The sequence below is a fragment of the Campylobacter sp. JMF_01 NE2 genome, assembly GCF_027737365.1.
GTDB lineage: Bacteria > Campylobacterota > Campylobacteria > Campylobacterales > Campylobacteraceae > Campylobacter_B.
Map to the genome: position 1 here is coordinate 386,494 of NZ_JAOVTR010000002.1, position 26,599 is coordinate 413,092.

Below are 26,599 nucleotides of genomic sequence, written 5' to 3' on the forward strand. Positions count from 1 at the left end.
AAAAGCTCCAAATTTCGAAATTTTAAGGATTATAAATTTGATTAAATTAAAAAAGCCTGACGCGAGGGGGACGCGCCAGGCTAGAATTGATTAAAAAGGGGGATTATTTTTTGCTTTCGATGAAATCAGCCAATGCTGCGATTGACTCGTCATCTAGTGTTGCGACTTGGCCTTTCATTACGCCAGCCATGCCGTATTTGCCCTTACCGCCGTCGCCGACAGTGCCTTCTTTATAGCCTTTGACGCTAGCGATAATATCGTCTTTTGCAAGTGTGTTTAGCGCTGGAACTTTACCGCCTAGGTAAGGTTTGTCAGCGTTTGCGCCGTGGCATGCTGCGCATTTTTTGAATAGCGCCTCTCCGTCAGCAGCAAAAGCACTTGAACTAATTGCCGCTAATGCAGCACATGCGATGAAAACTTTTTTCATTTTCGATCCTTTCAGTTAAATTGCGTGTGAAGTATAATCTAAATTTTGTAAATTAAAATTAAATTTTTATCAAAGAAAAATTAATCCAACAAAATTTAAGCCAAAATTTCAGCGAATTTGCGAAATTTCGCCCCCGCTCATTTTATAAATTTTATCCGCCACACCGAAATATTTATCATCGTGGCTTATCGCAAATATCGTGTATCCGCGCTCTTTGAGCTTTGGGATTATGCACTCGTAAAAGTGCGCGCGAAAGTGCGGGTCTTGATCTGCTGCCCACTCATCGAGCATGATAAATTTGCGCCCCTCGCTTAGCGCAGCCGCGAGTGCTAGGCGTTTGCGCTGACCTGCGGAGAGATTTGTGGTGCTAAATTTGCCCCCTTCGATACTGACCTTTTGCGAAATTTCCATGATTTCGAGCCACTCGCGCGCAGTATTTTCATCGCCCACGATATAATCAAACAGATAAAAATCGCTAAAAACCGCGCTTATGTTGTTGCTATACGCGCGAAGCTCATCTGCGCATATAGCGCGCCCATCAGCTCGTATTTCGCCAGCTTGTGCGCCATAAAGCCCAGATAAAATCATAAACAGCGTCGATTTGCCGCTGCCGTTTTCGCCGACTAAAAACACGACCTCGCCCGAATTTATGGCTAAATTTAGGTTTTTCACGCCAAATTTGCCGTTTTTATAGGTAAAGCTTACATTTTTTAATTCGAGTTTTTCCCACGGGGCTAAATTTTTTATTTCAAATCCCGCCACATGCGGATCTAGCCCTAATTCCTCGATTTTTTGGTAAGCGATTTTGGCGCGCAAAATGCTTGGGAAAGAGAAAACAAGCATCATCAACGGCGCACGCAAAAATAGTATCGTAAGCGCGATTGTTACGGCATTTGCGAGGGCCTGTGCGCCACCATTTAGCCCCCAAAACAGCACCACACCCACAGCACCTAGCATCATCACGCTCATAAAATTCCCCGCAAACGCCTGATAAACCTGCGCTTTTAGCGAGGTTTGGCGCAGATTGTTTGCGTTTGGTATAAACTCGTTTTCGTAAAGATAGCGCGCTTTTTTTATGTTTAGCGAAAGCTCCTTGTGCCCCTCGATCGCCTTAGAATAGTTCTTGTAAAGCTCGTCCTCGTTTTTGCGGTAAGCGTCGAAATTTTGCATTACTTTGCGCATGATTAGCTGGTTTAAAATCATCAGCGCGCCGATCCAGACGAACAAAAACAAAAACATTTTCGGCGAAATATACAGCGTGTAAATTCCAGCGAACACGACCGTCATACCGCCCTGGATTAGCTCGCTAATGCGCATAAATCCGTCAGTTAGGCGCGAAATATCAGAGCTCAGCGACGCTAACAAATTCGCCTTTGACGCGGCCTCAATGCGCTCAAATTTCGTATCGATTATCTGCTTAATGACCTTTGAGCGCAGGTTGAAGACGAAGTTATTCTCAATCACGCAAAGCACGGCGCGCGAAGCGACCGAGAGAGCCAAAAACAGCACCAAAAGCCCAAAAAACATAAAAATTAGCGAGGTCGTTTTCTCGCCCTCGCCTAGCAAATATTTGTTGATAAACGCCAAAATCGCGATTCCAGCGCCACTATAAACGGCGTTAAAGATAATCATTAGCAAAATTTGCTTGCCAAAACCTTTGTAGTGTTTCAAAATTTTGTCCTTAAATTTGTTTAATCGCGGAATTTAAGCACAAAAAATTTTATAAATTTTAAATTTGGTAAATTTGAAATTTTAAAATTTCACATTTCGCTAGCGCAACCCCCAAACACTGCCCCGAAATTTACTCGCAATGACAATGGCAGGCAAATTTGTTAAATCTGTCATTGCGAGCTTTCGCAGAAAGCGAAGCAATCTACGACTTTAAAATTCCTTACGCTAAATTTGCTGTCATTGCAAGAAAACGAAGTTTTCGAAGCAATCCAGTAAAATTTAAATTCAAAATTCTACTTAAATTTGACATTGAACGATTTTTAAAATTTTAAAATTTATTTAGAAATTTTTTGTAAGGGGGAAGGGGGCTTGAATTGCGAGGTCGCTCCCCTTCCCCCTTACCAACCCCTAACCCCCGACGACGCTTTACAAGGTGGCTAAATTTAGAAAAACTGCGTTTTTCTAAATTTAGCTGGTTTTATTTTACGGAAATGCTTCGCATTTCTTTTATTTTTTTCCGCGCATTTTGATATAAATATGCAAAATATCAATCGCGGCAGGTGTTACACCCGAAATTTCACTTGCAGCAAACAGCGTCGGCGGGGCAAATTTTTCTAGCTTTTCGACCACTTCATTGCTAAGCCCGCTAACCGCGCGAAAATCGAAATCCTCAGGGATTTTCACACTTAGCATATCCTTCATTTTATCGATACTGGCGCGCTGTTCGGCGATGTAGTGTTTGTATTTGCACTCGACTAAAATTTGCTCCAAACTCTCATCGCAAAATCCCGCAAAAATCGGATCAAGCGACTTTAATTTCTCTTTTGTAAAGCTCTTTCTGGCTACGATTTTTTGTAGGCTTACATTTTGGCTTATCGCCTCCTCGCCAAGTTCTGCTAAAAACGCCAAATTTGCCTTGTTTGGCGTGAGCTCTTTGGCCTCTAAAAGCTCCACGCCAGCCCTCGTCTCGCCCTCAATCTTGCAAATTTTGCTATAAATTTCATCATCAATCAGCCCTATTTCGTGGCCGTATTTGCCAAGGCGCAAAATCGCGTTATCCTCGCGCAAAAGTAGCCTAAACTCGGCGCGCGAAGTAAACATGCGATATGGCTCTTTCGTGCCTTTGGTGACCAAATCATCGATTAGCACGCCGATATAAGCCTCATCACGGCGCAAGATTAGTGGCTCTTTGGCGCGTACGGCCAAACCTGCATTAATGCCCGCCATAAGCCCCTGCGCCCCAGCCTCCTCGTAGCCTGTGGTGCCATTAATCTGTCCGCCAAGATACAGCCCCGAGACCTTTTTGCACTCCAAAGAGTGTTTGAGCTCAGTTGGATCGACATAATCGTATTCGATAGCGTATCCTGGGCGCACGATTTTGGCGTTTTCAAAGCCCTTAATTGAGCGGATAAAGCTAACTTGCACATCGTAAGGCAGCGAAGTTGAAAGTCCATTGACATAATACTCGCTAGCCTGCGCAGTCTGGGGCTCGACGAATACATGGTGGCGCTCTCTATCTGGGAATTCGTAAATTTTAGTTTCTATGCTAGGGCAATACCTTGGTCCTGTGCTTGAAATTTGCCCAGTAAACATCGGCGCACGGGCGAAATTTGAGCTGATTATCTCGTGGGTTTTTTCGTTTGTGTAAGCAATGTAGCATGGAAGCTGATTTGGCGCGAAATTTTCGGTGCGGAAGCTAAATGGCTTTGGATTTTCGTCGCCGTCTTGACGCTCCAAGACACTAAAATCAATTGTTTTTGCGTCAATTCTAGGGCAGGTGCCGGTTTTGAGCCTGCCCATTTTTAGCCCGAAAGATTTGAGCGAATTTGAGAGATTTTTCGATGGCAATTCGCCAACGCGCCCCGCTTCTATGGTGCTTTCGCCCACATGCACAAGGCCGTTTAAAAATGTGCCAGTGGTGATGACGACCTTTTTGGCGGTGTATTCGTTGCCAAGGTTGGTTTTCACGCCTCGCACGATGATTTCATCATCACGATTTTCGCTTAAAATTTCGGTTGCGATCTCTTGTGTGAGCTCCAAATTTGGCGTGTTTAAAAGCAAATTTCGCATATAAATGCGGTATTTATCCATGTCAATTTGCGCCCTACTTCCTCGCACGGCTGGACCTTTGCTCTCGTTTAGCACTCGAAACTGAATCCCACACTCATCTGTGGTGCGCCCCATTTGCCCACCAAGAGCGTCGAGTTCTTTGACCAAATGCCCCTTAGCTAGGCCTCCGATTGCTGGATTACAGCTTGCAGCGCCTAATTGCTCAACTAAAATCGTAATCAAAAGTGTGCGCACGCCCATTTTCGCGCTTGCTAGCGCAGCCTCGATTCCAGCGTGTCCGCCGCCTATAACTATCACATCATAATTCATATTTTTCCTTTAAAATTTTGCGTGCGATAGTATCAAAAACTCTATGAAATTTTGGTAAAATTGAGCTTTTAAAATTTAAAAAGGATTGAAAATGAGCGAGAAAATTTTTAATAAAATCGTTGAAATTTTAGAGGCTAATGGGGCAAAATTTCGCGTCGTAACTCACGATAGCGTAGGCACTAGCGCAGAGGTTGCCAAAGCAAGAGGCACCGAGCTTGGACAGGGCGCAAAAGCTCTAATTTGCACCCTAAAAGGTGGCGGAGAAAAAATCTATGCCCTAGCCGTGCTTCCAGCCGATATGCAAGCAGATCTTAGCGCTCTAGCAAAGGCGTTTGAGCGAAATCGCGCCAGCCTAGTCTCTCCGGCTGAGGGGTTGGAGCTAAGTGATTGCGTTTTTGGCTCTGTGCCGCCGTTTAGCTTCCATGAAAAGCTAGTTTTGGTCTGCGACCCTGCGCTTTTTGAGCGATATGACGAAATCGCATTTAACGCAGGCTTGCTCGATCACTCGGTGATTTTAGACGCGAAAGATTACCAAAAAATCGCAAATCCAAAGCTGGTAAAATTCGCTAAAATTTAGCCAAATAAAAATTTGCCTTTTTTAAATTTAAACGGACAAATTTTGACACTATTTTTAAAATTATTCCCTAAATTTGGGCTTAAATTTAAATAAATCAAATTTAGCCAAATTTCAGCAAATTCCCAAAACAACGCACTTTTTTAAATCAAAATTTCACTAACCCAAATTTTTTTAAATCCAAACAGACAATTTCTGACATTTTTATTCAGTAAAATTTTGCCAAGAAAATTAGAAAAACAAATTTCTTTTTAAGGAGTGCGAAATGGCATCAGGTGTAGTAGATAGTAGAGTTTTTAGAGTTATGTTCGTCAGCGAAGAGATGAGAAAGATTTTCAGCGACGAAAACAAAGCGCAAAAATGGCTAGATACCGAAGCTGCTCTTGCAAGAGCGCAAGCAAAACTAGGCATTATCGAGCCAAGACGCGCCGAGCAAATCACAAAATTTGCCAAAGCCGAGCTTTTAGATTTAGACGCGATAGGTGAAAACTACAAAAGCTCTATCACAATCGTTCCTTTGCTAAAAGAATTTAAAAAAGTTTTTGACGATGATAGTGGCGAATTTGTGCATTGGGGTGCAACAAGCCAAGATATTATGGATAATGGTATGGTTTTGCAAATCAAAGAAGCCTTACCGCTTATCAAAAAACTTTTAGAAAAAACCTACAAAGAGGCATTGAGAATTTCAGCCGAGCACAAAAACACCGTTATGGCTGGACGCACACATGTAATACACGCTTTGCCTATTACATTTGGTTTTAAAACTGCAATGTGGGCGCAAGAAATTCGCAGAAGCCTTGATAGATTAAAAGAGATTACTCCAAGAGTTTTAGTTGGTCAATTAAGCGGTGCGGTCGGCACTATGGCGAGCCAAGAGGGCAAAGGCTTAGAAATGCAAAAACTTATGATGGAGGATTTGGGCTTAAATATCCCTGTGATTTCATGGCACCCAAGCAGAGATCACATGGCTGAGTATGTATCTACGCTAGCGATAATCGCAGGAACAATCGGACGCATCGCAAGAGAAATTTTAAGTCTTCAAAGAACTGAAATTTGCGAGGTTGAAGAGCCGTTTTTCATGGGAAAAGTAGGAAGCTCTACTATGCCACACAAACGAAATCCGCAAGTTTGCGAGGGCGTAATCGCTCTAACTAAAATTGTCCGCGCACAAGCTCCTTTAATGGTAGAGGCTATGGAGTGCGAAAACGAGCGCGACTGGGGTTGCGAGGCAGTCGAGTGGGACGCAATTCCAAAAAGCTCTATTTTAATCGCAGGTGCGCTTGAAAAAATCAACGATATTTTAGAAAATTTACTTGTTTATCCACAAAATATGAAAAGAAATCTTAATGCACTAAAAGGCGCAATGCTAAGCGAAGCCGTAATGCTACACCTAGGCGAAAAGCTTGGTCGCCTAAGCGCGCACGAAATCGTTTATGAAGTTTGTATGAAAGCCTTCACAGACGGCAAACCAGTAATCGACGATCTTTTAGAGCGCGAAGAGGTTAGTAAGTATTTCACAATAGCAGATTTAGAAGAAATCATGCAACCTGAAAAATATGTCGGATTGAGTGCTACTTTTGTAGATAGAGTTATCGAAGATAGTAAAAAATACTTCGGATAAATTTAAAAAGGATAAGCTATGAATAAGCTTACAAAAGGAATTCTAGTCATTGTCGTCGGAATACTTATATGGTTTTGTCCGCACCCTGAGGCTGTAAGCGATCAAGCGTGGCATCTTTTTGCCATAGTTTTTGCTACGATTTTAGGTCTTATCTTGCAACCACTTCCAATAGGAGCGGTTGCGTTTATCGGCGTTACGGTTACGATTTTAACCAAAACAATGAAACCAGCAGAAGCATTAGCTGGTTTTGGGAATTCGACTATTTGGTTAATCGTAAGCGCATATATGATAGCGCGCGGATTTATCAAAACAGGGCTTGGTAGGCGCATTGCTTATAAAATCATCTCGCTTTTGGGAGATAGCACCTTAAAGCTAGGTTACTCCATCGTCATAAGCGATGCGGTTATCAGCCCTGCTATGCCAAGTAGTGGTGCTAGGGCTGGTGGAATTTTATTTCCTATCGTAAATTCGTTAGCTAAGGCGTTAGGTTCTGAGCCTGATGAGGGAAGCAGAAAAAAGGCAGGAGCATATTTTATGCAAACGCTTTGGCAAGGAAACACTATCACAAATGGTATGTTTCTAACCTCTATGGCAGGAAACCCGCTGATTGCAAGCTTAGCGTTAAGCTCATTTGGTGTGGAGATTAGCTGGACATTGTGGGCGCTTGGTGCGATAGTTCCTGCGATTTGTTCGCTTATAATAATTCCATTTGTGCTTTATAAAATTTATCCGCCCGAAATAAAGGCGTTTCCGCAAGGTAAGGAAATCGCAAAAGCCGAACTTGCAAAGATCGGACCTATGCAAAAAAGTGAAAAATGTATGCTAGGCGTTTTTATCGGCTCATTGCTTTTATGGGCAACCGGCACTCTAACAGGCATAAATGCGACCAATGTCGGTATGATAGCGGTTTGCGTTATGGTTGCTTTAAAAATTTTAGAGTGGAACGATGTCATCGGCGAAAAAGGCGCATGGGATACGCTAATGTGGATGGGTGCGCTAATCGCACTTGCAGGCGGTTTAAATAAACTTGGCTTTATCAAGTGGTTTTCAGACACCGTCGCAGGCGGTATGGGCGATATAAACTGGATTTTGATAATGGGAATTTTGCTTTTAATCTATGTTTATTCGCACTATTTATTTGCTAGTTTAACAGCACACATTACTGCGATGTATGCGGCTTTTGGTGCAGTTGCTATCGCAGCGGGAGCTCCTGCTGTTTTCGTAGCGCTCGTGTTTGCTTATGCAAGCAATCTCATGATGCCAATCACTCACTACGGCGGTGCTCCTGGGCCGATAATCTTTGGTGCAGGTTACAACACCCAAAACGAGTGGTGGAGGCTAGGCTTTATCACAACTCTAATAAATCTGTTTATTTGGACGATTATAGGCGGAATTTGGTGGAAAGTTCTAGGTTTATGGTAAAATAAAAGAGCGGATTTTTCCGCTCTTTTTGATTTTTAAATTTGGATTTTTCATGGCAAATAAAAAAGTTTTTGAAATTTTGGAATTGCTTAAAGATTTCGTTAGCGGAAAAGAGATAATCATCGAAGATTATGCCCTACAAACAGGCATTTCAACCCGCACAGCCAGAAGATATGTAAAAGATCTGCGAGAGATTTTTGGCGAAGAATTTATCGCAAAACTCGCCAAAGGAAGCTATATCTGCAAAAATACAGAATTTTTCAAAACCTTTATCAGCCCCAACAAATACCAAAACGAAAGCGAAAAACTCATCGATTTGCTCCATATCATAAATCCCGGATTTAGTAAATTTTTGCCTTCTGCGCACAAAAAAGTCGATGAAAAACTAGAAAAAGAGCTAAGCGAAATTTTTTTAATAAAAGGCTCACCACACGAAAAAACGCCGAATTTAGATATTTTTGCCAAACTTCAACAAGCGATTAAATTTAAAAAATATACAAATTTAAAATACGATAATGAAATTTTAAAAAATGTAAAAATTTTAAAGCTTATTTATTCAAAGGGAAATTGGTCTGTCGCAACGCTCAGGGATTGCGATAAAAACAGCGGTTTCGAGGTTTTAAGAGTAAATTTTATAGATGAGATTAGGTTGCTTAAAAACACTTTTTATACCGACAAATACACAGAAAATTTTATACAAAATTTAGAAACATTTTTTGACGGATACAGAGCCGAGCCGTTTTTGGCACGAGTGGCTATCTCGCCAAAAGTGGTTAAATTTTTCGAGAAAAAGACATTTTTTGCTTCACAAAAAATCACCGATGAAATTTTAGAAAATTCATGGAGAGTGGTTGAATTTACCCTAAGTAGCGATGATATGCTAATGCCACTAGCAAGGCGCTGGTTTCCTGATTTTGTAATACTTTCGCCAAAAACAACAAGGGATAAATTTGATAAATTAATTATGGATTATCTAAAATTTGGAAAAAATTTAGATAGGCTAAATTTGTAAATTTAGCTAAACCTATCCACAAGCAGTGTTCATAGTGAATTGCCTAAAAATATTTACACGCTTATAGGGATAGGTTTAGCGACGCGGCCTTACATCTTCACAGCCTCATAAAAGCGAGTTTTACGAGCTAGAAGGAAAAAGACCGCGCCCAAGTGGTTTAAACTACCACTTGTGAAAATTTTAAAATTTAAGAATTTTCATAAATGGTAAATTTCACTAAAATTTACACTAGTAAAATCTAGCTTTTATGCTTTTTAGCGCCATTTTTTGCGCTTTTCTATCATAAAGCTTTTTTGATTTTACTACACGCACGCCAAGACTAATCTGCCCCGTAGCAGCCAAAACTATGTTTTTATCACGCTTTTTTACGGCGTGATTTTTCACGCTTTGCTTTTTCATGGCTAGCCCCCTAGCTTTTGCTAGTAGTGCGCATGCGGAAATCACCTCTGCTGGTGCGCACTTTGGTGTAGCCACCAAAGCTCTCCCCCACATGTTGATGAGCGTATGCCGAGCTGTATAATCTGCCACCACTAGAATAACTATGGCTAGAACCGCGAGAACTAGAAGATGAGCGGTAAGAACCGCGACTAGATGAGTAAGATGAACGATAAGCCATGGTGACCTCCTTTGTTTGAGATTTTTTTAATTTAGGTATATTATACCCACAGCCGCTGACACCATTTGTCAGAAAATTTAGAAAATTTTCTTTTCAAATTCCAAGTTTTATGAAAAGAATTTAACAAATCCCGCTGACGCCATTTGTCATAAATTTTAAAAAACTTGCAAATTAAAATTTGCCAAATTTGTCATTGCGAGAAATACGAAGTATTTCGAAGCAATCCAGGAAAATTATAAAGTTGTTTAAATTTCTCTGGATTGCTTCGTCGCCCAATGGCTCCTCGCAATGACATTTGATTTGAGTGTATGTTACCCACCATTACTGACACGATTTGTCATAAAATTTTAAAAATTTACAAAACCAATGGCTCGCGCAAATCTAACCCCGCACCCATGCGCACGCCAGCGTCTTTTACCCTATAAATGCGCAAATCATCGCTATCTTTGTCGATTAAATTTCGCAAAGCACCCACTACAACTTCAAATTCAAACTCACTCGGATTTATCCACAAAAATACGCTACACTGCACCCTAAGAGCGATTTTTTCCAAATATCTTGCCACCTTGACAAGGCGTTTTTTATCGTTAATATCGTAGCAGATGAGATAGTTTTTCATCGCTTTGGCATTTTTTTGAGCTCTTGCGATGGCTCTTTGGCTATGACAGTCGCAACAGCACAAGCAACGGCAACAATAAGCTCTTTTGCAAATGGCGATAAGAATATAGGCATTTTTGCTCCTTTGAAATTTGATTTTATTTGAGCAAATTATATTGTTTGCCTATGACATAATGTGTCTGAAATTTTGAAATTTTAGATTATGTATTAGCGCGAGCATCAAAGCAATCTGCGGATTACTTTTAATCTTTTTTCGCTAAATACTCTCGCAATTCGCCCAAAATCTCATCTCGCAACTGCACTGGTTCGATGACTTCAATACTTGGAAGCCATTTTTTGATAAATGGTTTGATCTCCATAAACTGCGTTACACGATAACTGACGATTTTATCGCCGTTTTCGCACTCGCACTCGATTTTTTGCGATTTTAAAAATGGTTTTTTGTCGGTAAAATATCTAGCCACGCTAGAATTTACACACAATTTTATATCTATAAATTCGCCCATTTCAAATTTAGTAAAATCCGTCCAAGAGGTCTGCATGTGCCTATCAATGAAGCTTATAACACTGCTTTTGTCGTCTTTGTTAAATTTATTTTTAAGTTGTATATTTTTGATATTTGAAATTCTAAGCATTTTGAATTTATCGCTCTCATCAAGTCCGGCAAGATAAAAATTTTCATCAATAAATACGATTTTATAAGGCTTGAATGTAAATTTTTCACCAAGATAATCAAGCGAAATTCTGCGCGATTCTTCAAGCGGAAATTTAAGCTCTTCTAGGGTTTTTAGGCTCACTTTCTCGAAGGGCTTAGAGAGAAATTTATAGTTTTTTTGCAGTTCGTTCATCTCGGATTTTATGGCGGTAAGGATTTTTTCGTCGATGTTTTTGAAGATAAATTTGCGCTGCTTATCATCTAGCATATTGCAAATCAACGCCAAAGCGGTAAAAATCGCAGGGTCAAATTCTAATAATTTCTTAGTCTTAGCGACATAACACTCGCCCTCTTTGCGACATATTTTTCTACCTTCACCAACGACATCGTTGATAGCCTTGATATAGCGCGCTATGGTGCGCTCGTCTTTGCCTAAGTATTCTTTGACATTCTCTATATGGATTTGTCCATTATCGTTGAGTTGTTTTAAGACATAAAGAACATCGTAATAACTATTGCCACTATTCGCTATAAAATAATCATCGTTATTTTGCATTTTCACACCTTTTGCTTTTAAAATTTTTACGAATTTTAGCAGAATTTCTAAATTTTTGGTAATAAATTTAAGCCTTTTATATGGCAAAAACTTTTAAAATTTATATGAAAAATTTACGATAAAACCGAACTTTTACGATTTATGAAATATTTTTTATAAAAGTGTTTTTATTACATAACTCATCATATTCATTTATCATAAGTAATAATTTATTTTTAGTATCCTCTAAATTTTCACAGCCAAAATTTGTATGAGCCAAATCATTTCATAAAGATTTGGCATTTTCATACAAATTTTTAATTTTCCTCTATGTGTTTTATCCATAGATTTTGAAAATCAACAAACTCATTTATTTATTTGTCATTAGCATTTGACGAGTTTCAGCTTCTTTTCGTTCATACTCTTCGATTGCTTTTTCATACTCTATTCTAAGTTCTTCTAATTCTTCATCAGTTAACTTATTATCTTCAAAATATCTATCAGATTCATAATACTCATCTTCAGCGGTTTTTGGTCTTATACTAATTTCCAACATTGTTGTAGGTTCATCTAAAATATCATCTTCATTCAATAAGGATTCAGTTTTAACCTTAATCTCTGAATTAAGAAAATACTGTTTTTCTTCATCGCTTAAATCTTTCCAATCAGCATATTCTTCCAATACTTTTTGTCTGCCTTTTTTATCCAAAGCATTTAATTGCTCACAAAAACTCTTTTTACGAATATCAAAAAATAATTGACCTTCTCCATAAATCACTGCCATTTTAAACTCCTAAAAAATTAAACTTTAAACTAATCTCATCAAGAGACAACAATCACTTACCGCTACTAACTTCATCTAAGCTAGTTAAATCTTTACTTTCCCATTGTTCCACCTTTCTAATAATTACTTACAAGAGTTATTTTACTCTGTTTCAATCCCACAGCTTCCGCATATTGAGATTTTTAATTTTTTGTGAGTGGATTATACCAAGCAAATATGACACAATGTGTCAGAAAATAAATAAAATTTGAAAATTTAGCGCGAATATAAAATTTAAATCAATACTCATCTACGCTATATCAACTACTTTGGCTTTTTACGCCCCAAGAGCTATTTTGTTTTTGATAACATAATCAACAGCACTATTGAAAAAAGCCGAGCGGTTTTTTGTTATTTTTTCCACTGATTTTAATAAATTATCTTTGATTAGCACATTTACTCTTATATGGGAATTTTATAGGATTGTGTCGCGGGATAGCAACGGACTCGCCGCAATTTTCATCGCAAAATTCGCATTTGTATAAATAGCGTTTGTTTTTCTATGTCAATCCCCTTAAATTCGGGTCAGTATGTAATCCATAAGATAGCTAGAATAGGTGCTGGTAATCCGTTTCAATCCCCTTAAATTCGGGTCAGTATGTAATAATTGCAACTATTGAATTTCTAAAAGCATTAGATGTTTCAATCCCCTTAAATTCGGGTCAGTATGTAATACGAATAGCTATGGTGCAAGAAGCATCAACTTTATGTTTCAATCCCCTTAAATTCGGGTCAGTATGTAATAGAATTTATTGATGAACAACAACAAAAATAAAAGTTTCAATCCCCTTAAATTCGGGTCAGTATGTAATACAAATTAGATTAAAAATTGCTGCTTGTCAAACAGAGTTTCAATCCCCTTAAATTCGGGTCAGTATGTAATAGCTCCCAAATGCGGTAAAATCGATGTTTTGAATTCTTAAACAAAACTTATAACTCGAAAACAAGCTATTTTTAAGCAAAAACATCGCTCAAACCTCGCAAAATGGAAAATCTAAAACTTAAACGAAACTTTCATCTTTAAATTCAACAAATGTTAAGTTAAAAAACAAGGTAGCATTGTAGTAAAATTTAGCTAAAAACTTGGTTAAATTCACTATATTTTGGGCTTTTGGGCAAAATTTAGCGACTTGAATTTTAAGCTCTTAGATTGCCAAAATTTAATTGATTTCGACACAGTATTTCGGACTTCGCGTAGGCGGGATTAAAATTTAGCCAAGTCAAAGTTAGTCGAATTTTAACTAAATTTTCAACCAAAAAGCGAATTTACACCATGAATTTTACGCATAAATTTCAAAAACGCCTCGGGGCTTTTGAAATTTTCCTCAAATAAGCCATATTTTTTCATCGCAGAATATAACGCAACACTCTTGGATTGCGATGAGAAGGACTTTTTTGGGTTAAATTCAATATCGCTAAAATATTCAAATTCAACCACTTGCTCGCCCAAAAATTGGTTTTGTAAGAGTGCATTTAAATAAAGCCAATCGTAGAAATATGTCTTAGGCTCGGTAGCATAAGCTTTGCCAAAAAGCTCGAAACCAACGAAATTTCCACTGGATTTAAGCTTATGGTATTTCTTAGGGTGGATTGAGCGGTCGTAGATAATCTCATGGTATGGTCCGCCGTGTTCGAAAACCTTAGAACCTTGAAAAAACCGCTCTACACTCGCACTAATCGCCTCGCCACGGTCATTTATAAGAGTTAAGTTTAGATTAAAAGCACTTAAATTTCGCCCCAAATTCATAGGCGATGCCTTGGAAATCTCTAAAACTTTATCGCTTTTAAGACTAATTTTTGCAGAATTTAAAAAGCTTTTTATAGATTTTTCTTTTTGAGATCTTGCAAAGCCTGAAAAATACTCAAATTCCACATTTTTGGATTTGATGTATGGAATTTCACTGGTTGCATAAAAGCATGGTCTGATTGCTCTTGCCATTTTTTGCTCCTTTATTTTGTAATTATATCTATTTTTTGATGAATTCGTGACGCAGATTTTAATCTACCGTAGGCGTGATTATAAACCACGCTCCACACAGTTATTTTGTGATTCTGATGATTTTCTCGACGAATTCCAGCGGAATATCACCGTCAATCAAGACCTCAGCTTGGCTTCGCTTGTAATTTTCATCGCCATAGCGTGGAATATAAGATAGGTTTATGATTTTGGCTAAATCTAAGCTATCTTTTAATTTGTAGAAGGCTTTTATCGTTACGCCATTTTGTGTCGCATTTACAGGGGTAACCCAGAAGCGTCGATAATATAATATCTCTGGTCTTATGAAAAGCATGGCAAATTCGTTTGCCCTTTCGTAAAAGCGCCTGTATGTAGCCATATTTGGCGTAAGGGATAATCTGACGAAGTCTTGCAAGTCTTTGCTTGCGTCCAAAGATCGAGAATCATCATTTGAAAGAAATTTTGGCTCTATGCCCTTATTTCGAAGCTTTTCTAAGCTATATATTGCCCCTTCGCTCTCGATAGAATCAAGGTTAGAGTAAGCGGTCAAATGAACGAAGCAAAAATCGCTCTTAACTGCTTTTAGAGCAGTAACCATATCATCCGCATCAGCATAATCGTTATCGTCGAGAGCTGTTTGACTAGGGAAGCGCCACTTACGCATATTAGCGTTAGCATAAGTATCTAAAGAGCAGTTGTAAGCGTGGTTTGTGAAGATAGTTTTTGTTGCCATGATGGCCTCCTTGTTTTGAGATTTTTAATTCTTATGAGCAGATTATACAGGAAGCTGATGACACAATATGTCATAAAATAAATAAAATTTGAGAATTTAGCGCAAAATTTTGGGAATTTTGCGCTATGGGGTAGTTATTTGTTTTGGCAAGATACTAGATTTTCATACTTTTCCAAAAAGTCTTTAACTTCATTTTTAATATCATCAAAAGCCTTGCCACTTGAATTTGCGTGAGCTAGGTCATTGCGTTTGACATCTAAGTCAGCGTAAAATTCAGCTATCTTGTCTATTTTTTCGACTTTAAGCGGAGTTTGGATAAGAGCGTCGATTTCATCATTATTTAGTTCGATTTTTTCATTATTATTTTTCGTATTTATAAATTTTAAAAACGCTTCATATTTATCCTCAGTCGCTATTTTGTCAAGTTTGAATTTAAATACTCTCACACAAAAATCATCGACCCTATATCCCAAATCTCCGGTAAAATAAGGATTTTTTTCGCGCTTTTTTTTAATCTGATTTTTATGGAAATTTCTTACCTTTTCAATGGCGCCAGGATTATTATCGTTAATCAACTCTACCATAAAACTTCTAGTGCTCTCAAACAGCGAAGCAAGCGATAAAAACAGATAATTTTTATCAAACAAATCAAGGGCAAGTTTATATAAAATCTCGCTTCGTTTATCATTAACAAAATCGGCTAAATTTTGAATTTTAGTTTTTAAATTTTGTGCTTGGTCTTTTACTGCTTCATTATCTATCTTATCTAATTCGCTGACTAATTTTTCTTGCGAATTTTGTAAATTTGAGATATTTAAAGCCATAATATCGTTTGAAAAACTATTTAGTGCTTTAAGCAGTTTTTCAAATTTAGCCGATTTTATGTGGTTTGATATAGTATAGTTATCACTAAAAGCTGTCAAAATAAATGAAATATTTGCAATATCTAAATAAATTTTTAAATCGATAATCTCATACTTTTCTTTTGCTTTTATCTCTTTTGCAAAAAATATGTGCTTTATTTTTTTTGTATCTTTAAAATTTGCTATCATCATCGCAACCATCGTCAAAATCGGCAAGTGACGAAATCCATGTGTAATATCTATAATAAATTCACCATATTTTTCATCATTTAAAATTTCATTTATTTTTTGAAAAATTTTATCATAGTCTGTGTCGTCTATCTCGCAACCGTTTTGTAGTGAATTTAAGGCAATTTGCCTTGAATTTTCTTTTTTAAAATCGGTTTTTTCAATCACTTTATGGTTATTTTGCTTTGCGCTTTGTGTAAAAACCGCCACAATATCATAATTATAATTATGACCAAAAGTATCACATAAAAACGGAAAAGTATTAAAATACTCAAAGTGTGTATTCAACTCCATATTTTCCAAATAATAACTAGCCTTTTTTGCTTTATCGTCGCCACCAGCAATGCCCAAAATCGTAATCACAGCCTTTTTGTCTTTTTTTGTTTCACTCATTTTTTATCCTTTTTAAAATTTTAAATTTCACTATATTCGCATAAAACCCAACCAAACGGGAGCGAATTTATAAGCCAAGTCGCGGTCTCTTCTTTGCCATTTATAGCAGTAACCGCCCTTTTTCCGCTGTGTTTGCCGACTCGAAGTAAAAATTGATTTTCACTTAATTTTAAATTTTGATATTTTTCTTTAAAAACAGAACTTATTTTAGTGCTTGAATTTTTATCGCTAAAAATCGTTTGAAATATCGGCAAATAGTGGTTATTGCAACATTTAGCTAAATTTGAAATATCCAAAATTAAATCATCTTTTATAATAATTTCTGTTAAAGTTTGACATGGTGCAATCGCTTCGTAAATAGGTTTTATCTCATTTTCGTTTGGCTTTTGACTTTTTTGTGATTGATTTTGCATTTTTGCTTCAAGCATATCTTTACAAGATAATTGCAAATTTTGTTTTGGCAAGTTTTCTTTTTTTGCAATATTCGTTGCGATATGACGCTTTACGATTTGGCTTGTGCCTACAAATGTGCTACAACCATTACTATCGCTGATAATTAAATTTTTAAAAACTTCTTTTAAATTTGCGTTAGGATTAAATTTTTGATAAGCCGTCAAAATCGCACCTTTTAAACTGCTTCCTAAAATCAAGGCTTTATTTGAATTCGGCGAAGTGTAAGTTTTGTAAATTTCAAGTTTATTTATAGTATTTTGGCTAGCTTGAACAATTGTTGCCAGTTTTTTATTATATTCTTCAACTACACTATTTAAAGCAATTATTTTCTTATATGAAATATTTGCGATAATGCCTTCTCTTTCTTTTATAAATTTATGAATTCCCAAAATAGCTTCAACACCTGTTTTTTCAACCAAATTCATAAATTGTTTTTTATCATCATTTCCTAAATTTCGATAAAACTCAAATTCATCGAAAACATACATATAATTTTTGCCGTTTTCATCTGTGCTAATGATATAATTCATCGGCTCATAAACTTCACCGGTGCCAATATGAACAGGGCTTAGAAGTTTTAAATTTAGCTTATATCGCTTTTTCATTTTTTATCCTTACCTGCAAAACTATGGCATAGCCTTGATGAAGTGTGCTCTCATGCGCCGAGATACCACGCACCGCACGACCGATAAATTTAAGCTCTTTTTCGCTCTCATACTCCACTACTGCGCCTGTATCTGCTAGTAAAATCGGCTTTTTAAACGGGCTAGAATTTGCCAGATCTCCGCCGTGTTTGCCAAATCTCACAAACGGCTCATAATAGCACTCTTTGGCGTTTTTGACCGCGTCGCAGTTTAGCACCACAGGCGAGAGTGTCATAAAGCTTTTAGCACTGCTTTGTAGAGTGCTAAGCTCGATAAATTCGCAAATCTCAAAGCGACCTTTGCCAATTGTGGATTTTTTGCCATAGCCCATTTTGCCGATAAATTCAAGCGTTTTTTGTAAATCATCTTTGCTAAATTTCGCCTCGTCTAAAAGAAAATAAATATCGCGTTCGCTAATGGTAAATTCTTGCAAACTAAACGGCGCAAACTCATCACTCTCGCCCGTGGTGAAGCTAAGGCGATTTATGGTATTTCGCACTATGATTTGGGGGTGTTGCGAATTTGCCAAATTTTCAGATTTTTCAGAATTTTCAGAATTTTGCACCACTTCGGCATTAGTTTTTGCTTTGTCAAATTCGCCGTTTATTAAATTTTCAACGCTCAGCCAAATTTTCTTTCGAATTTCTTTTTTCTTTTCGTCTGCTTTTTCATCGTTTAATAAAAATTTCAACGGCAAATTTGGCTTTGGCACAAATCCACTTGCAAACGCATCAGAAACCACTAAAAACGGCGCAGTATCGTAACTATCAAGCAAATTGTTTAAAAATTTTTCGCCAAATTTATAATTAATAGCCCAGCAAATTTGCCCAAAAAGCGTATCGCCTTTAAGCGGGGTTAAAAAGCTAGATTTTGGCGAAATTATGGCTTTAAAAAGCTTCATAGTTTCTCCTTTTTAAGCTAGTTCTTCCCACTTTTTTTTGTCAAATTTCACTCTTCCATATCCGCGAGAGCCACTACCGCCTAGATAATCTTTTTCTATCAAATTAAGCCCACGCTCGATCATCTCTTTAAATTCGGCTTCGTTATCATTTGGCAAAATTTTAACTCTGATTGAAAAATCAAAAATTACTCCGCTTGGCACACGCTCACTTTGACGCGGATGTTGGGCGGTGCCGCTTTTTCTATCGATTACATTTTCGAATTTTGCTTCGCTAAGTTTTAGCTTTTTGCTTTCATCGCTAACTTCGCAATCTCCTACGCTAATGCGAGTAATACCAAAATTTTTCTCACTATCGCCGAAAAGTTTAAGAAAAATCTCGCCATTTTTCTTAGCTTGTGGCTCTGCATTTTTTATATCTTTTGAATTTAGTGGATTTGCAATTTCTTTTCCTCTATCGTCTTTTTTAATCGCATATCCCACAAGCCCCAAATCCCACTCCAAAAGGCTTCGCATTTTGCCTTTTAGCGAGCTTCCCGGGATATAAGGCTCGCCCTTTGTGTTTTTGATTACAGCGTTATCAATTCCACCGATTTTCATAGTATCATCACCACCACCGATATGAAGTCCGCTTATAACTTCAATTTTTCCTTTTAATTCTATGATTTTCATTTTTTACCCCCTTTATTTTTTACTAAAACCTAAAACTGCTTCAAAAAATAGCTTAAAGCACTCTAAGCTCTTTTTATCATTTACCTGAGCTACGCATCTTTCAATCATTTCTTTAAATTCATTAGTTGCGTGTTTTCTGCTATTTGCATAAGCTACTTTTGAATTTAGCATTTTTACAAATGGCAAAATTTCGCTAAAATCGTCGCTGTTTTGTGATTTTTCGTAATATTTGAGAAGATAATCGTAAAAATTTCGCATTTGGTTTTGCGAAGTATTGACTATTTTTGCTGTTTGCTTTGCAGTAGTGTCAAACAAACTAGGATTTTCTTTATAATCAAGTTTGATTTCTGGCAAATTTATTTGCGGTGCTGTATTTTGCGAATTTTGCCTATTTTGCGGTTTTTGCGAATAATTCTTATCCCAAGCCATTATCTTTTTCTCCTTTTATAAATAAATTCTGAAATTACCATTTTAGTCTCCTTTGGATTGTTTTCTATTTTTTCATCAAGCATGGCGTAAAGCTCATTTTGTAAATTTTGGCTTTGGTTGCGTGAGATTGCATAATTTAGCTTTGATTTCCACATTGTGGCTATATGGTCGCTTTGGAATTTCACCTTTTTACTCATTTCGCAAAATTCTAGCAAACGATACAAAAAGGCTGTATTTAGGCTATCGTCGTTTGCGAATTTTTCAAATTTTGGCATTAGCTCCTTATACACGCCCAAATACTTACCCCAGTTTGCACTTTCGCCAAAAAGCGTTATAGCGTTCTTTTTCACAAAATTTTCTTTACTATCATTTTCCTTATTTTCATCATCGATGTGCTGCTTTGATTTTTCTAGCAAGCTCTCGCTAATTTCAGCTAGATAACTAATCGGCGTGTTAGGCTTAGAAATAACTATGCCAAAAGAAATGGTTAGTTTGCCGTAGCCTAATTTATTTAATGGCTCTACAAATTTTTCAAATTCATCTCTTATCTCGCGCGAAAGTGCGATTATCTCGTCCCAAGCTCCCACTAGCAGCAAATCATCGCCACCGCCAAAAATCGTGTAAGTGTGTGGAAATTTCGCCCTCATCAAAGCTGGCACAAAAAGTGAAAAAAAATCGTTTATGCCGTTTGAAAAAACGGAGAAATTTTCATAGCTAGCCGTTACATCGCTGTTTTTGATGAAATTCCCCATACCATCGACATCGGCTTTTAAAACAGCTATGGCTTCGACGCCTTTGTCGCTATCTTTACACGAAAGCTCTGCCAATCTTTCAAATTCGCAAATCTCGCCACCTTCCTTAAAAACATAGGATTTTATGCCATCATCAAAGGTTAAATCGGTTTTAAAATCGTCAAATTTAATGCCTAAATTTTCGATAGAAATTTTCTCGTTTTTACCTGAGACAAGCTTTTGCCCAAGAGCGATAAAATGGTCGCAAATATCGCAAATTTCACAGTTTTCGCCTGAGTCTTTGCGTATATTGCAAATTTTACATAAAGTCTGATTTGTGATATTTTCATCGTAATTCATCACAAAATTATCGAAATTTTGCAGGTTGAATTTGTTAAATTTTACTTTTTCTATTTCATCGGCGACTTCTTTGCGTAGCTTTTTATATCTTTCCGAATTTGCAAAATCCTCTTTTTCACACTTTACAGCCACGATGCTAGCGCCACTTAGTCCGTAAAAATTTTTAATGAAATACTCGTTTATTTTAGTTTTAATCTCGCTTAAATTTGGTTCTTTATCGCTTAGAATTTCAAATTTTCCAGCACTTAGCGAGATTATTTTATCATCCATTTTATCATCCGAAATTCCTAATTTTTCGCAAATATATTTGGCGATAAATTCGCTAAAAAGCTGTATAAAAGCCGATTTTGCACGCAAGACTTTGGCGGCATTTTTTGTGCCAAGTCCTTCGAAAATAAACTTTTGAATTCCATAAAAATCGCCACTTATAAGCCACATATCACCATCTGAAAATGGCAATTTTTTTGGCTGAGGTTTTTTAAATTCAAAATTTGCCAACTTCGGCACATTAAAATATTCATCAAATTTATTCATCATAACTCTCCACAACTATCTTTCCGAGCCCAAAGGCGCAGGATTTCCCCACGCCTAAAATCTCGCCTAATTTCAAAACTTCATAACACTCTTTATTTAAATTTGTGATTTTCATTTCGCCGATTATTCCGCCAAGTTGCATTTTGGTTTTTTGGCGATTTGAATATCTGGTTAATTCGATAAATTTCAGATTTTTTTCTACAATTTCACCTTGTATTTCGTAAGGGAAATTCTTAAATTCTTTGCCTAAAATTCGCATTTGTCGCATATAAATAGAGTTTATAATATCGTTTAGCTCTACACTATCATCGCGGATAAATTTATTTTCTTTTTTTATGCGAAGCGGAGTTATAAGCTTTAAATTTAGCTTATTTTTAAATTCATCTATAATTATATTTTGGGTTAAATTTGGCGGAAGTTTAATATTTTCGCCATCAAAGCAAGAAGTTTCATTTACAAAAATGTCGAATTTAGCGAAAGTTTTTTTATCTTTTCCAAGCCCAATTTTACTGAGTAACAAATGCAAAGCCGATATTATATATGGGGCTTTTTCGCAAGATTTTTCAAACAATAAAATACTAAAATCGTAAAAATTTTTTCCAAGCTCAAAATCAAGTCTAAAATCGTGATAGGTGTTTTTACGCTCAAAAAAATCATAATAAACGCAGTTTTGCGCCCCAAAACAACCATCGCAAATTTGCTTTGGATTGATACAGCTCACCCGTCTAAGTGCGACACCAAGACCACCACGAATCTGCGAACCGATGAAATAAGGGGGAGCTTCACGCATAATAAGCGAAATTTTAGTGTATTTCACAAGCTACCTTTAAATAAAATGCAAAAATTTATCAAATCTAACATTTATATTCCCTAAAATTTATATGTTCAAAGGTCGATATTTTGCTTATTTTTCCATTTTCGTTACGCTCAGAGACAACGCGTTTAGTCGTAGCATAAAGCGCCTTTATGCCAATTTTTTTGCAAAAGCCGACCAAAATATATGTAAGTCCGAAATCGCCCTGAATCACAGCCAAATCGCCATTTTTAGCATTTTTCGACAAAAATTCCATAAAAGGACGCGCAAAATCGCTCAAATCGTCTAAATCAGGCGGAACAGACGAAAACGCTTCTTGTAAATTCGCAGGCAATTTTGCAAACTCCAAAACACCAAATTTAGCCCTAGCCTCGGCGATTTGTGTATCACTAAGCGTATGCGAAAGCAAAACAAACATTTTTTTCATCTATGAACTCCATTAATTTTTTTTAATATAATAGAGAAATTTTATGTCAGATTGTGTCATAAAATGGATCAAAATTTAAAAAAGGGGCAAAATTTGCCCCTTATGGATTATTCTTCGCTAACTTTTTTAAGTCTGAAAAATAGTAGCAAGATAACGATAGTGCCGATGATACCAGCCGCTGTCGCAATAGTCATAGGCATGTTAAAGCCGATTTTCGCATTTACAAGGTAAGCGATTACGACATTTGACATAAAGATTGCTGGGATCAAAGTAACCCAGAAGAATTTACCTCTGCGGTATAGGTAGGCTGACGCTGCCCATAGCATGATAGTCGCAGTTGTTTGGTTCGCCCAACCAAAATATCTCCAAATGATACCAAAGTCGATTTGAGATAGACCGATACCGATAGCAAATAACGGAACGGCAATGAAAAGTCGTTTTACGATATCTCTTTGTGGCATTTTGAAAAAATCAGCGATAATCAAACGAGCCGCACGGAACGCAGTATCACCAGATGTGATAGGCAAAATAACAACACCAAGAACCGCAATGATACCACCAACAGGTCCAAGAAGTGTTTTTGAGATCTCATGGACTACTTGTGCTGGGTTACCAGCTGCTGCAAGAGCCTCTCTGGTCTCATAGAAGCTTAGACCAAGTGTGCACCAAATAAGACCAATAATACCCTCGCCAATCATTGCGCCGTAGAAAACCATTCTACCTGATTTTTCGTTTTGGATACATCTAGCCATAAGCGGTGATTGTGTAGCGTGGAAGCCTGAAAGCGCACCACAACTAATAGTAACGAAAAGCAATGGCCATAGTGGAAGGTCTTTTGGATCCATATTTACGAAGAAATTTAGACCCTCTGGATAGAAGCTTCTACCGCTGACGATAAATCCGACAGTAAGACCAACTGACATGAAAATCAGCAAAGCACCGAATATCGGATAAAATCTACCGATGATTTTATCGATTGAAAATAGTGTCGCGATAAAGTAGTAAGCAAAAATGATGATTACCCAAATACCAGCTTCCATACCTGTAATGCCTTTAAGAAGGCCAGCAGGACCAGTTGTGAAAACAACACCAACGAGCACGAGCAATACAAGAGCGAAAATATTCATAAAATGTTTCGCCCAGTTTCCTAACTGCACACCTACGACGGTAGGGATAGAAGCACCGTTTGCGCGCACGCTCAACATACCAGAAAAGTAGTCATGCACAGCACCTGCTACAATCGTTCCGATGACGATCCATAGCATAGCCACAGGACCATAAAGCGCACCCATAATCGGACCAAATACAGGTCCAAGACCGGCGATGTTTAGGATTTGGATCAGATAGATTTTCCAATCTGACATTTTGACATAATCCACGCCATCGGCCATGTCATGCACAGGAGTTTTGCGCTCAGCACTGGCACCAAAAACACTTTCTACGAATTTTCCGTATGTAAAAAACGCTCCAATCAGAAGCGCTACACAAAAGAAAAACCAAAGCATTTTTGCCTCCTCAAAAAAGAATTCAAAACAAAAAAAATTGTTTGTAAAATTGTATATAATGTTACATAAATTTAATTTGAATTTATGTAATATTTACAAATAATATTGCTTAAAATTTGGAAAAAATGTGATTTTTATGTGATTTTTGTTTAATTTTGTTAATGGGTGAATTTGAAATGATTTCAACACAACCATAGCCAATACTCTACTTCTTAAAATTTTTACTATTTTTAAAATTTAATAGAATTATTATTCCCATAAACAAACCAATAAAAATACAAAATATTCCAATAGGAAAAAACAGCGAAAAAATCATTATCCAAAAATAGTTACTCAATTTAGAATTTAGTTGCAACACATAATCTCTCACTCCAAATGGCTCCTGTGCAACCCATGCCGTAAAATAAATATTTAGTAGCATATAACCAAAAATTAAGCCTATTAAAACAATAAAAATATCCTTTGGCTCAATCATGCTTGATATGCGCTCTGATTTTAAATTAATAGAAAAAAATATAGAACATAAATAAATCGACAATACAATTATCCATATCCATAATGCACTTACATAAAATTCTGTAACTTGTGGCATTTTGCTAACATTTGCAAATATTTCTATATTCGGAAAAATATGCTTCATAAAACTCACAAAATTAGCGCATAATTCACTTTTACTTAAAATATCGCTTGGTAGAAAAAATACCATTGCAGAAATCACCGGATGAGCAAGTAAAAAGTTAATCAAAAACTTGCCTCTGATATTATTTTTTTCATTATCTAGTTTTTTCAAAACAGTTGTCCTTATCAATATTTGAAATACTACTACTTTCAAACTAAATTTATACCCAAATAATCAAGCATCTCTCTTTGCCCAATATTTTAAAATATCAAATTTAAACCTATGTAACAAGTAAATTTAAATTTGTAAATTAACAAAATGATTATAATATAAAAGCAAAAAGAACAAGTGCATGAATATCATTGTTTAGGAACTAATCATAAATATGAAGAAATGATTAAAAATTAAACTGGTGACCCATAGGAGACTCGAACTCCTGTTACCGGCGTGAGAGGCCAGTGTCCTAACCGCTAGACGAATGGGCCACAAAAAATAAGAGATATGATTTTACCCAAAGGATTATAAATTTAAGATAAAATTGAAAGCAAATTTGCGCTAAATTTCAAATTTTAAGTTAATAGCTAAAATTTAAATCTCCAATGCTATACAGAACTTTAAAAGTCGTATCAAGCACACCGTTACCAAAATCTTTGATATTTTTTACCAAATCCAATAAACTTGTTTCTTCCATATTATCTATCCTTTCTTAGAATTTTGCTTTTCGTATGGAAAAATTCTAATAAAAAATTCTGCGCTAACCCAGCAGAACACCACAGCTACAACCAAACCAAGTATTGTGCTATCATATCTTTTATAAAAATAAAAAAATAGAAATAACCCGATGGTTAAAATAATTAAATCTAAAATATCTATATTTAAGTAATAGATTAAAAAAACCCATAAAAATAGATTTATAACCAATCCATATCCGATAGATACAAACAAATTATCACCAGTTAATACTGATACTACAATAACAAAAATTGCAACACAAATATATAACGAGTATATGAATTTATTAGACTTCTTATAGACATTATGACATTTTGGACAAACTAGCGTTTTCATAGGCTTTTTCGTTAATTTTCTGCCACAATCGCATTGTAAATAATAGCTCATAAGTCCAATCCTTTAACAACTTTGAAGTTATATATATATTCGATTATTTAAGATTTATATAATTTACTAATTTAATATATTAATAAATTACAGCAAATTTAAATCTCGTCAGTATCGGTGATACTGAATTTATTAAATTCACAAATTCAAATTCACTCAAATTCTACAAGCAAACTTAACGCATTTTCCCTATTTTTTCGTGATTTTATATAGCAGATTTCCCACGCTTTGGATAATCTGCACGACTACTATCAAAATCACGACCGTATAAGCCATAATATCAGGGCGAAAACGCTGAAATCCATACCTAATCGCCACATCACCCAGTCCGCCGCCACCGACCGTGCCAGCCATAGCCGTAAATCCGATAATCACAATCAAAGTAAGCGTAATCGCGTTTATTATCGCAGGCAACGCCTCGACGAACATCACGCGGAAGATTATCTGCGACTTACTCGCCCCGAAGCTCTTCGCAGCCTCGATTACACCGGGATCGACCTCGACTAGCGCACTTTCGATTAGACGCGCGATAAATGGCGCAGAGCCGATTGTTAGAGGCACAATCGCCGCCGTGGTGCCGATACTCGTGCCTACGAGCATTTTCGTAAATGGAAACAGCACGATTAGCAGGATAATAAACGGGAAACTTCGCAAGATATTCACCACGATATCAAGCACAGCGTATAGCGAGCGGTTTTCGTATAGCCCGCCAGCGCGCGTGAGCACCAGCACGATAGCTAGCACACTACCTAGCAAAAACGCCAAAAATGTAGATACGAAGGTCATATATAGCGTATCTCGCGTCGCTTCTAACAAAAGCGAAGTAATCTGTGAATTAAAAAATCCCTGTATGCTCTCAAACATTTC

The 26,599-nt window shown here is 36.8% G+C and carries 25 protein-coding genes, 1 tRNA gene and 1 CRISPR repeat array; of the genes, 4 read left to right on the forward strand and 22 right to left on the reverse strand.

From position 1 onward, the window contains the following. Positions 1-103: 103 nt before the first annotated feature. The 3 genes from OFO01_RS05190 to mnmG form a co-directional block, all read right to left on the reverse strand. The gene (locus OFO01_RS05190) at positions 104-427 is read right to left on the reverse strand and encodes a c-type cytochrome (protein WP_270859129.1); all 324 of its coding nucleotides are present in this window, start codon (positions 425-427) and stop codon (positions 104-106) included. A 108-nt stretch (positions 428-535) separates the two neighbouring features. Further along, a complete protein-coding gene (locus OFO01_RS05195) occupies positions 536-2,098 on the reverse strand; it encodes a cyclic peptide export ABC transporter (RefSeq protein WP_270859130.1) in 1,563 nt (520 codons plus the stop codon). A gap of 507 nt (positions 2,099-2,605) precedes the next feature. Beyond that, positions 2,606-4,477, reverse strand: coding sequence for a tRNA uridine-5-carboxymethylaminomethyl(34) synthesis enzyme MnmG (mnmG, locus tag OFO01_RS05200; protein ID WP_270859131.1), 1,872 nt, complete (start codon positions 4,475-4,477; stop codon positions 2,606-2,608). 91 nt (positions 4,478-4,568) lie between these two features. On the opposite strand from mnmG, the gene OFO01_RS05205 reads away from it, so the two are divergent. The 4 genes from OFO01_RS05205 to OFO01_RS05220 all read left to right on the forward strand — a co-directional run bounded on the left by OFO01_RS05205 (position 4,569) and on the right by OFO01_RS05220 (position 9,106). Next, positions 4,569-5,054: a YbaK/EbsC family protein gene (locus OFO01_RS05205; RefSeq protein ID WP_270859132.1), complete on the forward strand. Its 486-nt coding sequence runs from the start codon at positions 4,569-4,571 to the stop codon at positions 5,052-5,054. 262 nt (positions 5,055-5,316) lie between these two features. Continuing rightward, entirely contained in the window at positions 5,317-6,672 is a 1,356-nt protein-coding gene (gene purB, locus OFO01_RS05210) for an adenylosuccinate lyase (protein ID WP_270859133.1), read from the forward strand. A gap of 18 nt (positions 6,673-6,690) precedes the next feature. Further along, positions 6,691-8,094, forward strand: coding sequence for an anion permease (locus OFO01_RS05215; RefSeq protein ID WP_270859134.1), 1,404 nt, complete (start codon positions 6,691-6,693; stop codon positions 8,092-8,094). A 52-nt stretch (positions 8,095-8,146) separates the two neighbouring features. Beyond that, positions 8,147-9,106, forward strand: coding sequence for a helix-turn-helix transcriptional regulator (locus OFO01_RS05220; RefSeq protein ID WP_270859135.1), 960 nt, complete (start codon positions 8,147-8,149; stop codon positions 9,104-9,106). 228 nt (positions 9,107-9,334) lie between these two features. Here the strand turns inward: OFO01_RS05220 and OFO01_RS05225 are convergent, their stop codons facing one another. The 19 genes from OFO01_RS05225 to OFO01_RS05315 form a co-directional block, all read right to left on the reverse strand. Further along, the gene (locus OFO01_RS05225; protein ID WP_270859136.1) at positions 9,335-9,505 is read right to left on the reverse strand and encodes a hypothetical protein; all 171 of its coding nucleotides are present in this window, start codon (positions 9,503-9,505) and stop codon (positions 9,335-9,337) included. Between the two features lie 10 nt (positions 9,506-9,515). Then, entirely contained in the window at positions 9,516-9,722 is a 207-nt protein-coding gene (locus OFO01_RS05230) for a hypothetical protein (protein WP_270859137.1), read from the reverse strand. Between the two features lie 355 nt (positions 9,723-10,077). Next, positions 10,078-10,341, reverse strand: coding sequence for a CRISPR-associated endonuclease Cas2 (cas2, locus tag OFO01_RS05235; protein ID WP_270859138.1), 264 nt, complete (start codon positions 10,339-10,341; stop codon positions 10,078-10,080). Between the two features lie 241 nt (positions 10,342-10,582). Further along, positions 10,583-11,551, reverse strand: a complete 969-nt coding sequence (locus OFO01_RS05240; protein WP_270859139.1) for a WYL domain-containing protein — start codon at positions 11,549-11,551, stop codon at positions 10,583-10,585. Between the two features lie 349 nt (positions 11,552-11,900). Further along, complete coding sequence (locus OFO01_RS05245) at positions 11,901-12,314, reverse strand: hypothetical protein (protein ID WP_270859140.1); 414 nt, start codon at positions 12,312-12,314, stop codon at positions 11,901-11,903. Positions 12,315-12,855: 541 nt separating this feature from the next. Then, positions 12,856-13,237: a CRISPR direct-repeat array (repeat unit 36 nt; unit sequence GTTTCAATCCCCTTAAATTCGGGTCAGTATGTAATA). Between the two features lie 365 nt (positions 13,238-13,602). Beyond that, entirely contained in the window at positions 13,603-14,292 is a 690-nt protein-coding gene (locus tag OFO01_RS05250; protein WP_270859141.1) for a DarT1-associated NADAR antitoxin family protein, read from the reverse strand. 100 nt (positions 14,293-14,392) lie between these two features. Continuing rightward, positions 14,393-15,043: a DarT ssDNA thymidine ADP-ribosyltransferase family protein gene (locus tag OFO01_RS05255; protein WP_270859142.1), complete on the reverse strand. Its 651-nt coding sequence runs from the start codon at positions 15,041-15,043 to the stop codon at positions 14,393-14,395. Between the two features lie 134 nt (positions 15,044-15,177). After that, positions 15,178-16,527 carry a TM1812 family CRISPR-associated protein gene (locus OFO01_RS05260; protein WP_270859143.1) on the reverse strand — a complete coding sequence of 450 codons (1,350 nt, stop codon included), beginning with the start codon at positions 16,525-16,527 and terminating at the stop codon, positions 15,178-15,180. Between the two features lie 20 nt (positions 16,528-16,547). Then, positions 16,548-17,585: a hypothetical protein gene (locus OFO01_RS05265; RefSeq protein WP_270859144.1), complete on the reverse strand. Its 1,038-nt coding sequence runs from the start codon at positions 17,583-17,585 to the stop codon at positions 16,548-16,550. Continuing rightward, on the reverse strand, positions 17,569-18,525 hold the full coding sequence (gene csm4 / locus OFO01_RS05270; RefSeq protein WP_270859145.1) for a type III-A CRISPR-associated RAMP protein Csm4: 957 nt from the start codon (positions 18,523-18,525) through the stop codon (positions 17,569-17,571). Before csm4 ends, OFO01_RS05265 begins: the two co-directional genes overlap by 17 nt. 12 nt (positions 18,526-18,537) lie before the next feature. Further along, entirely contained in the window at positions 18,538-19,194 is a 657-nt protein-coding gene (csm3, locus tag OFO01_RS05275; RefSeq protein WP_270859146.1) for a type III-A CRISPR-associated RAMP protein Csm3, read from the reverse strand. A 12-nt stretch (positions 19,195-19,206) separates the two neighbouring features. After that, on the reverse strand, positions 19,207-19,623 hold the full coding sequence (gene csm2 / locus OFO01_RS05280; RefSeq protein ID WP_270859147.1) for a type III-A CRISPR-associated protein Csm2: 417 nt from the start codon (positions 19,621-19,623) through the stop codon (positions 19,207-19,209). Further along, positions 19,623-21,251: a type III-A CRISPR-associated protein Cas10/Csm1 gene (gene cas10, locus OFO01_RS05285; RefSeq protein WP_270859148.1), complete on the reverse strand. Its 1,629-nt coding sequence runs from the start codon at positions 21,249-21,251 to the stop codon at positions 19,623-19,625. Before cas10 ends, csm2 begins: the two co-directional genes overlap by 1 nt. Further along, the gene (gene cas6, locus OFO01_RS05290; RefSeq protein ID WP_270859149.1) at positions 21,241-22,065 is read right to left on the reverse strand and encodes a CRISPR system precrRNA processing endoribonuclease RAMP protein Cas6; all 825 of its coding nucleotides are present in this window, start codon (positions 22,063-22,065) and stop codon (positions 21,241-21,243) included. The genes cas10 and cas6 overlap by 11 nt, the downstream gene beginning before the upstream one ends. A gap of 37 nt (positions 22,066-22,102) precedes the next feature. After that, entirely contained in the window at positions 22,103-22,489 is a 387-nt protein-coding gene (csx20, locus tag OFO01_RS05295; RefSeq protein WP_270859150.1) for a CRISPR-associated protein Csx20, read from the reverse strand. Between the two features lie 107 nt (positions 22,490-22,596). Further along, on the reverse strand, positions 22,597-23,994 hold the full coding sequence (locus OFO01_RS05300) for a carbon starvation CstA family protein (RefSeq protein ID WP_270859151.1): 1,398 nt from the start codon (positions 23,992-23,994) through the stop codon (positions 22,597-22,599). Between the two features lie 205 nt (positions 23,995-24,199). Further along, complete coding sequence (locus OFO01_RS05305; RefSeq protein ID WP_270859152.1) at positions 24,200-24,784, reverse strand: hypothetical protein; 585 nt, start codon at positions 24,782-24,784, stop codon at positions 24,200-24,202. 239 nt (positions 24,785-25,023) lie between these two features. After that, positions 25,024-25,098: transfer RNA gene (locus tag OFO01_RS05310), tRNA-Glu, on the reverse strand. Positions 25,099-25,921: 823 nt separating this feature from the next. Then, positions 25,922-26,596, reverse strand: coding sequence for a methionine ABC transporter permease (locus OFO01_RS05315; RefSeq protein WP_270859153.1), 675 nt, complete (start codon positions 26,594-26,596; stop codon positions 25,922-25,924). Positions 26,597-26,599: the final 3 nt, after the last annotated feature.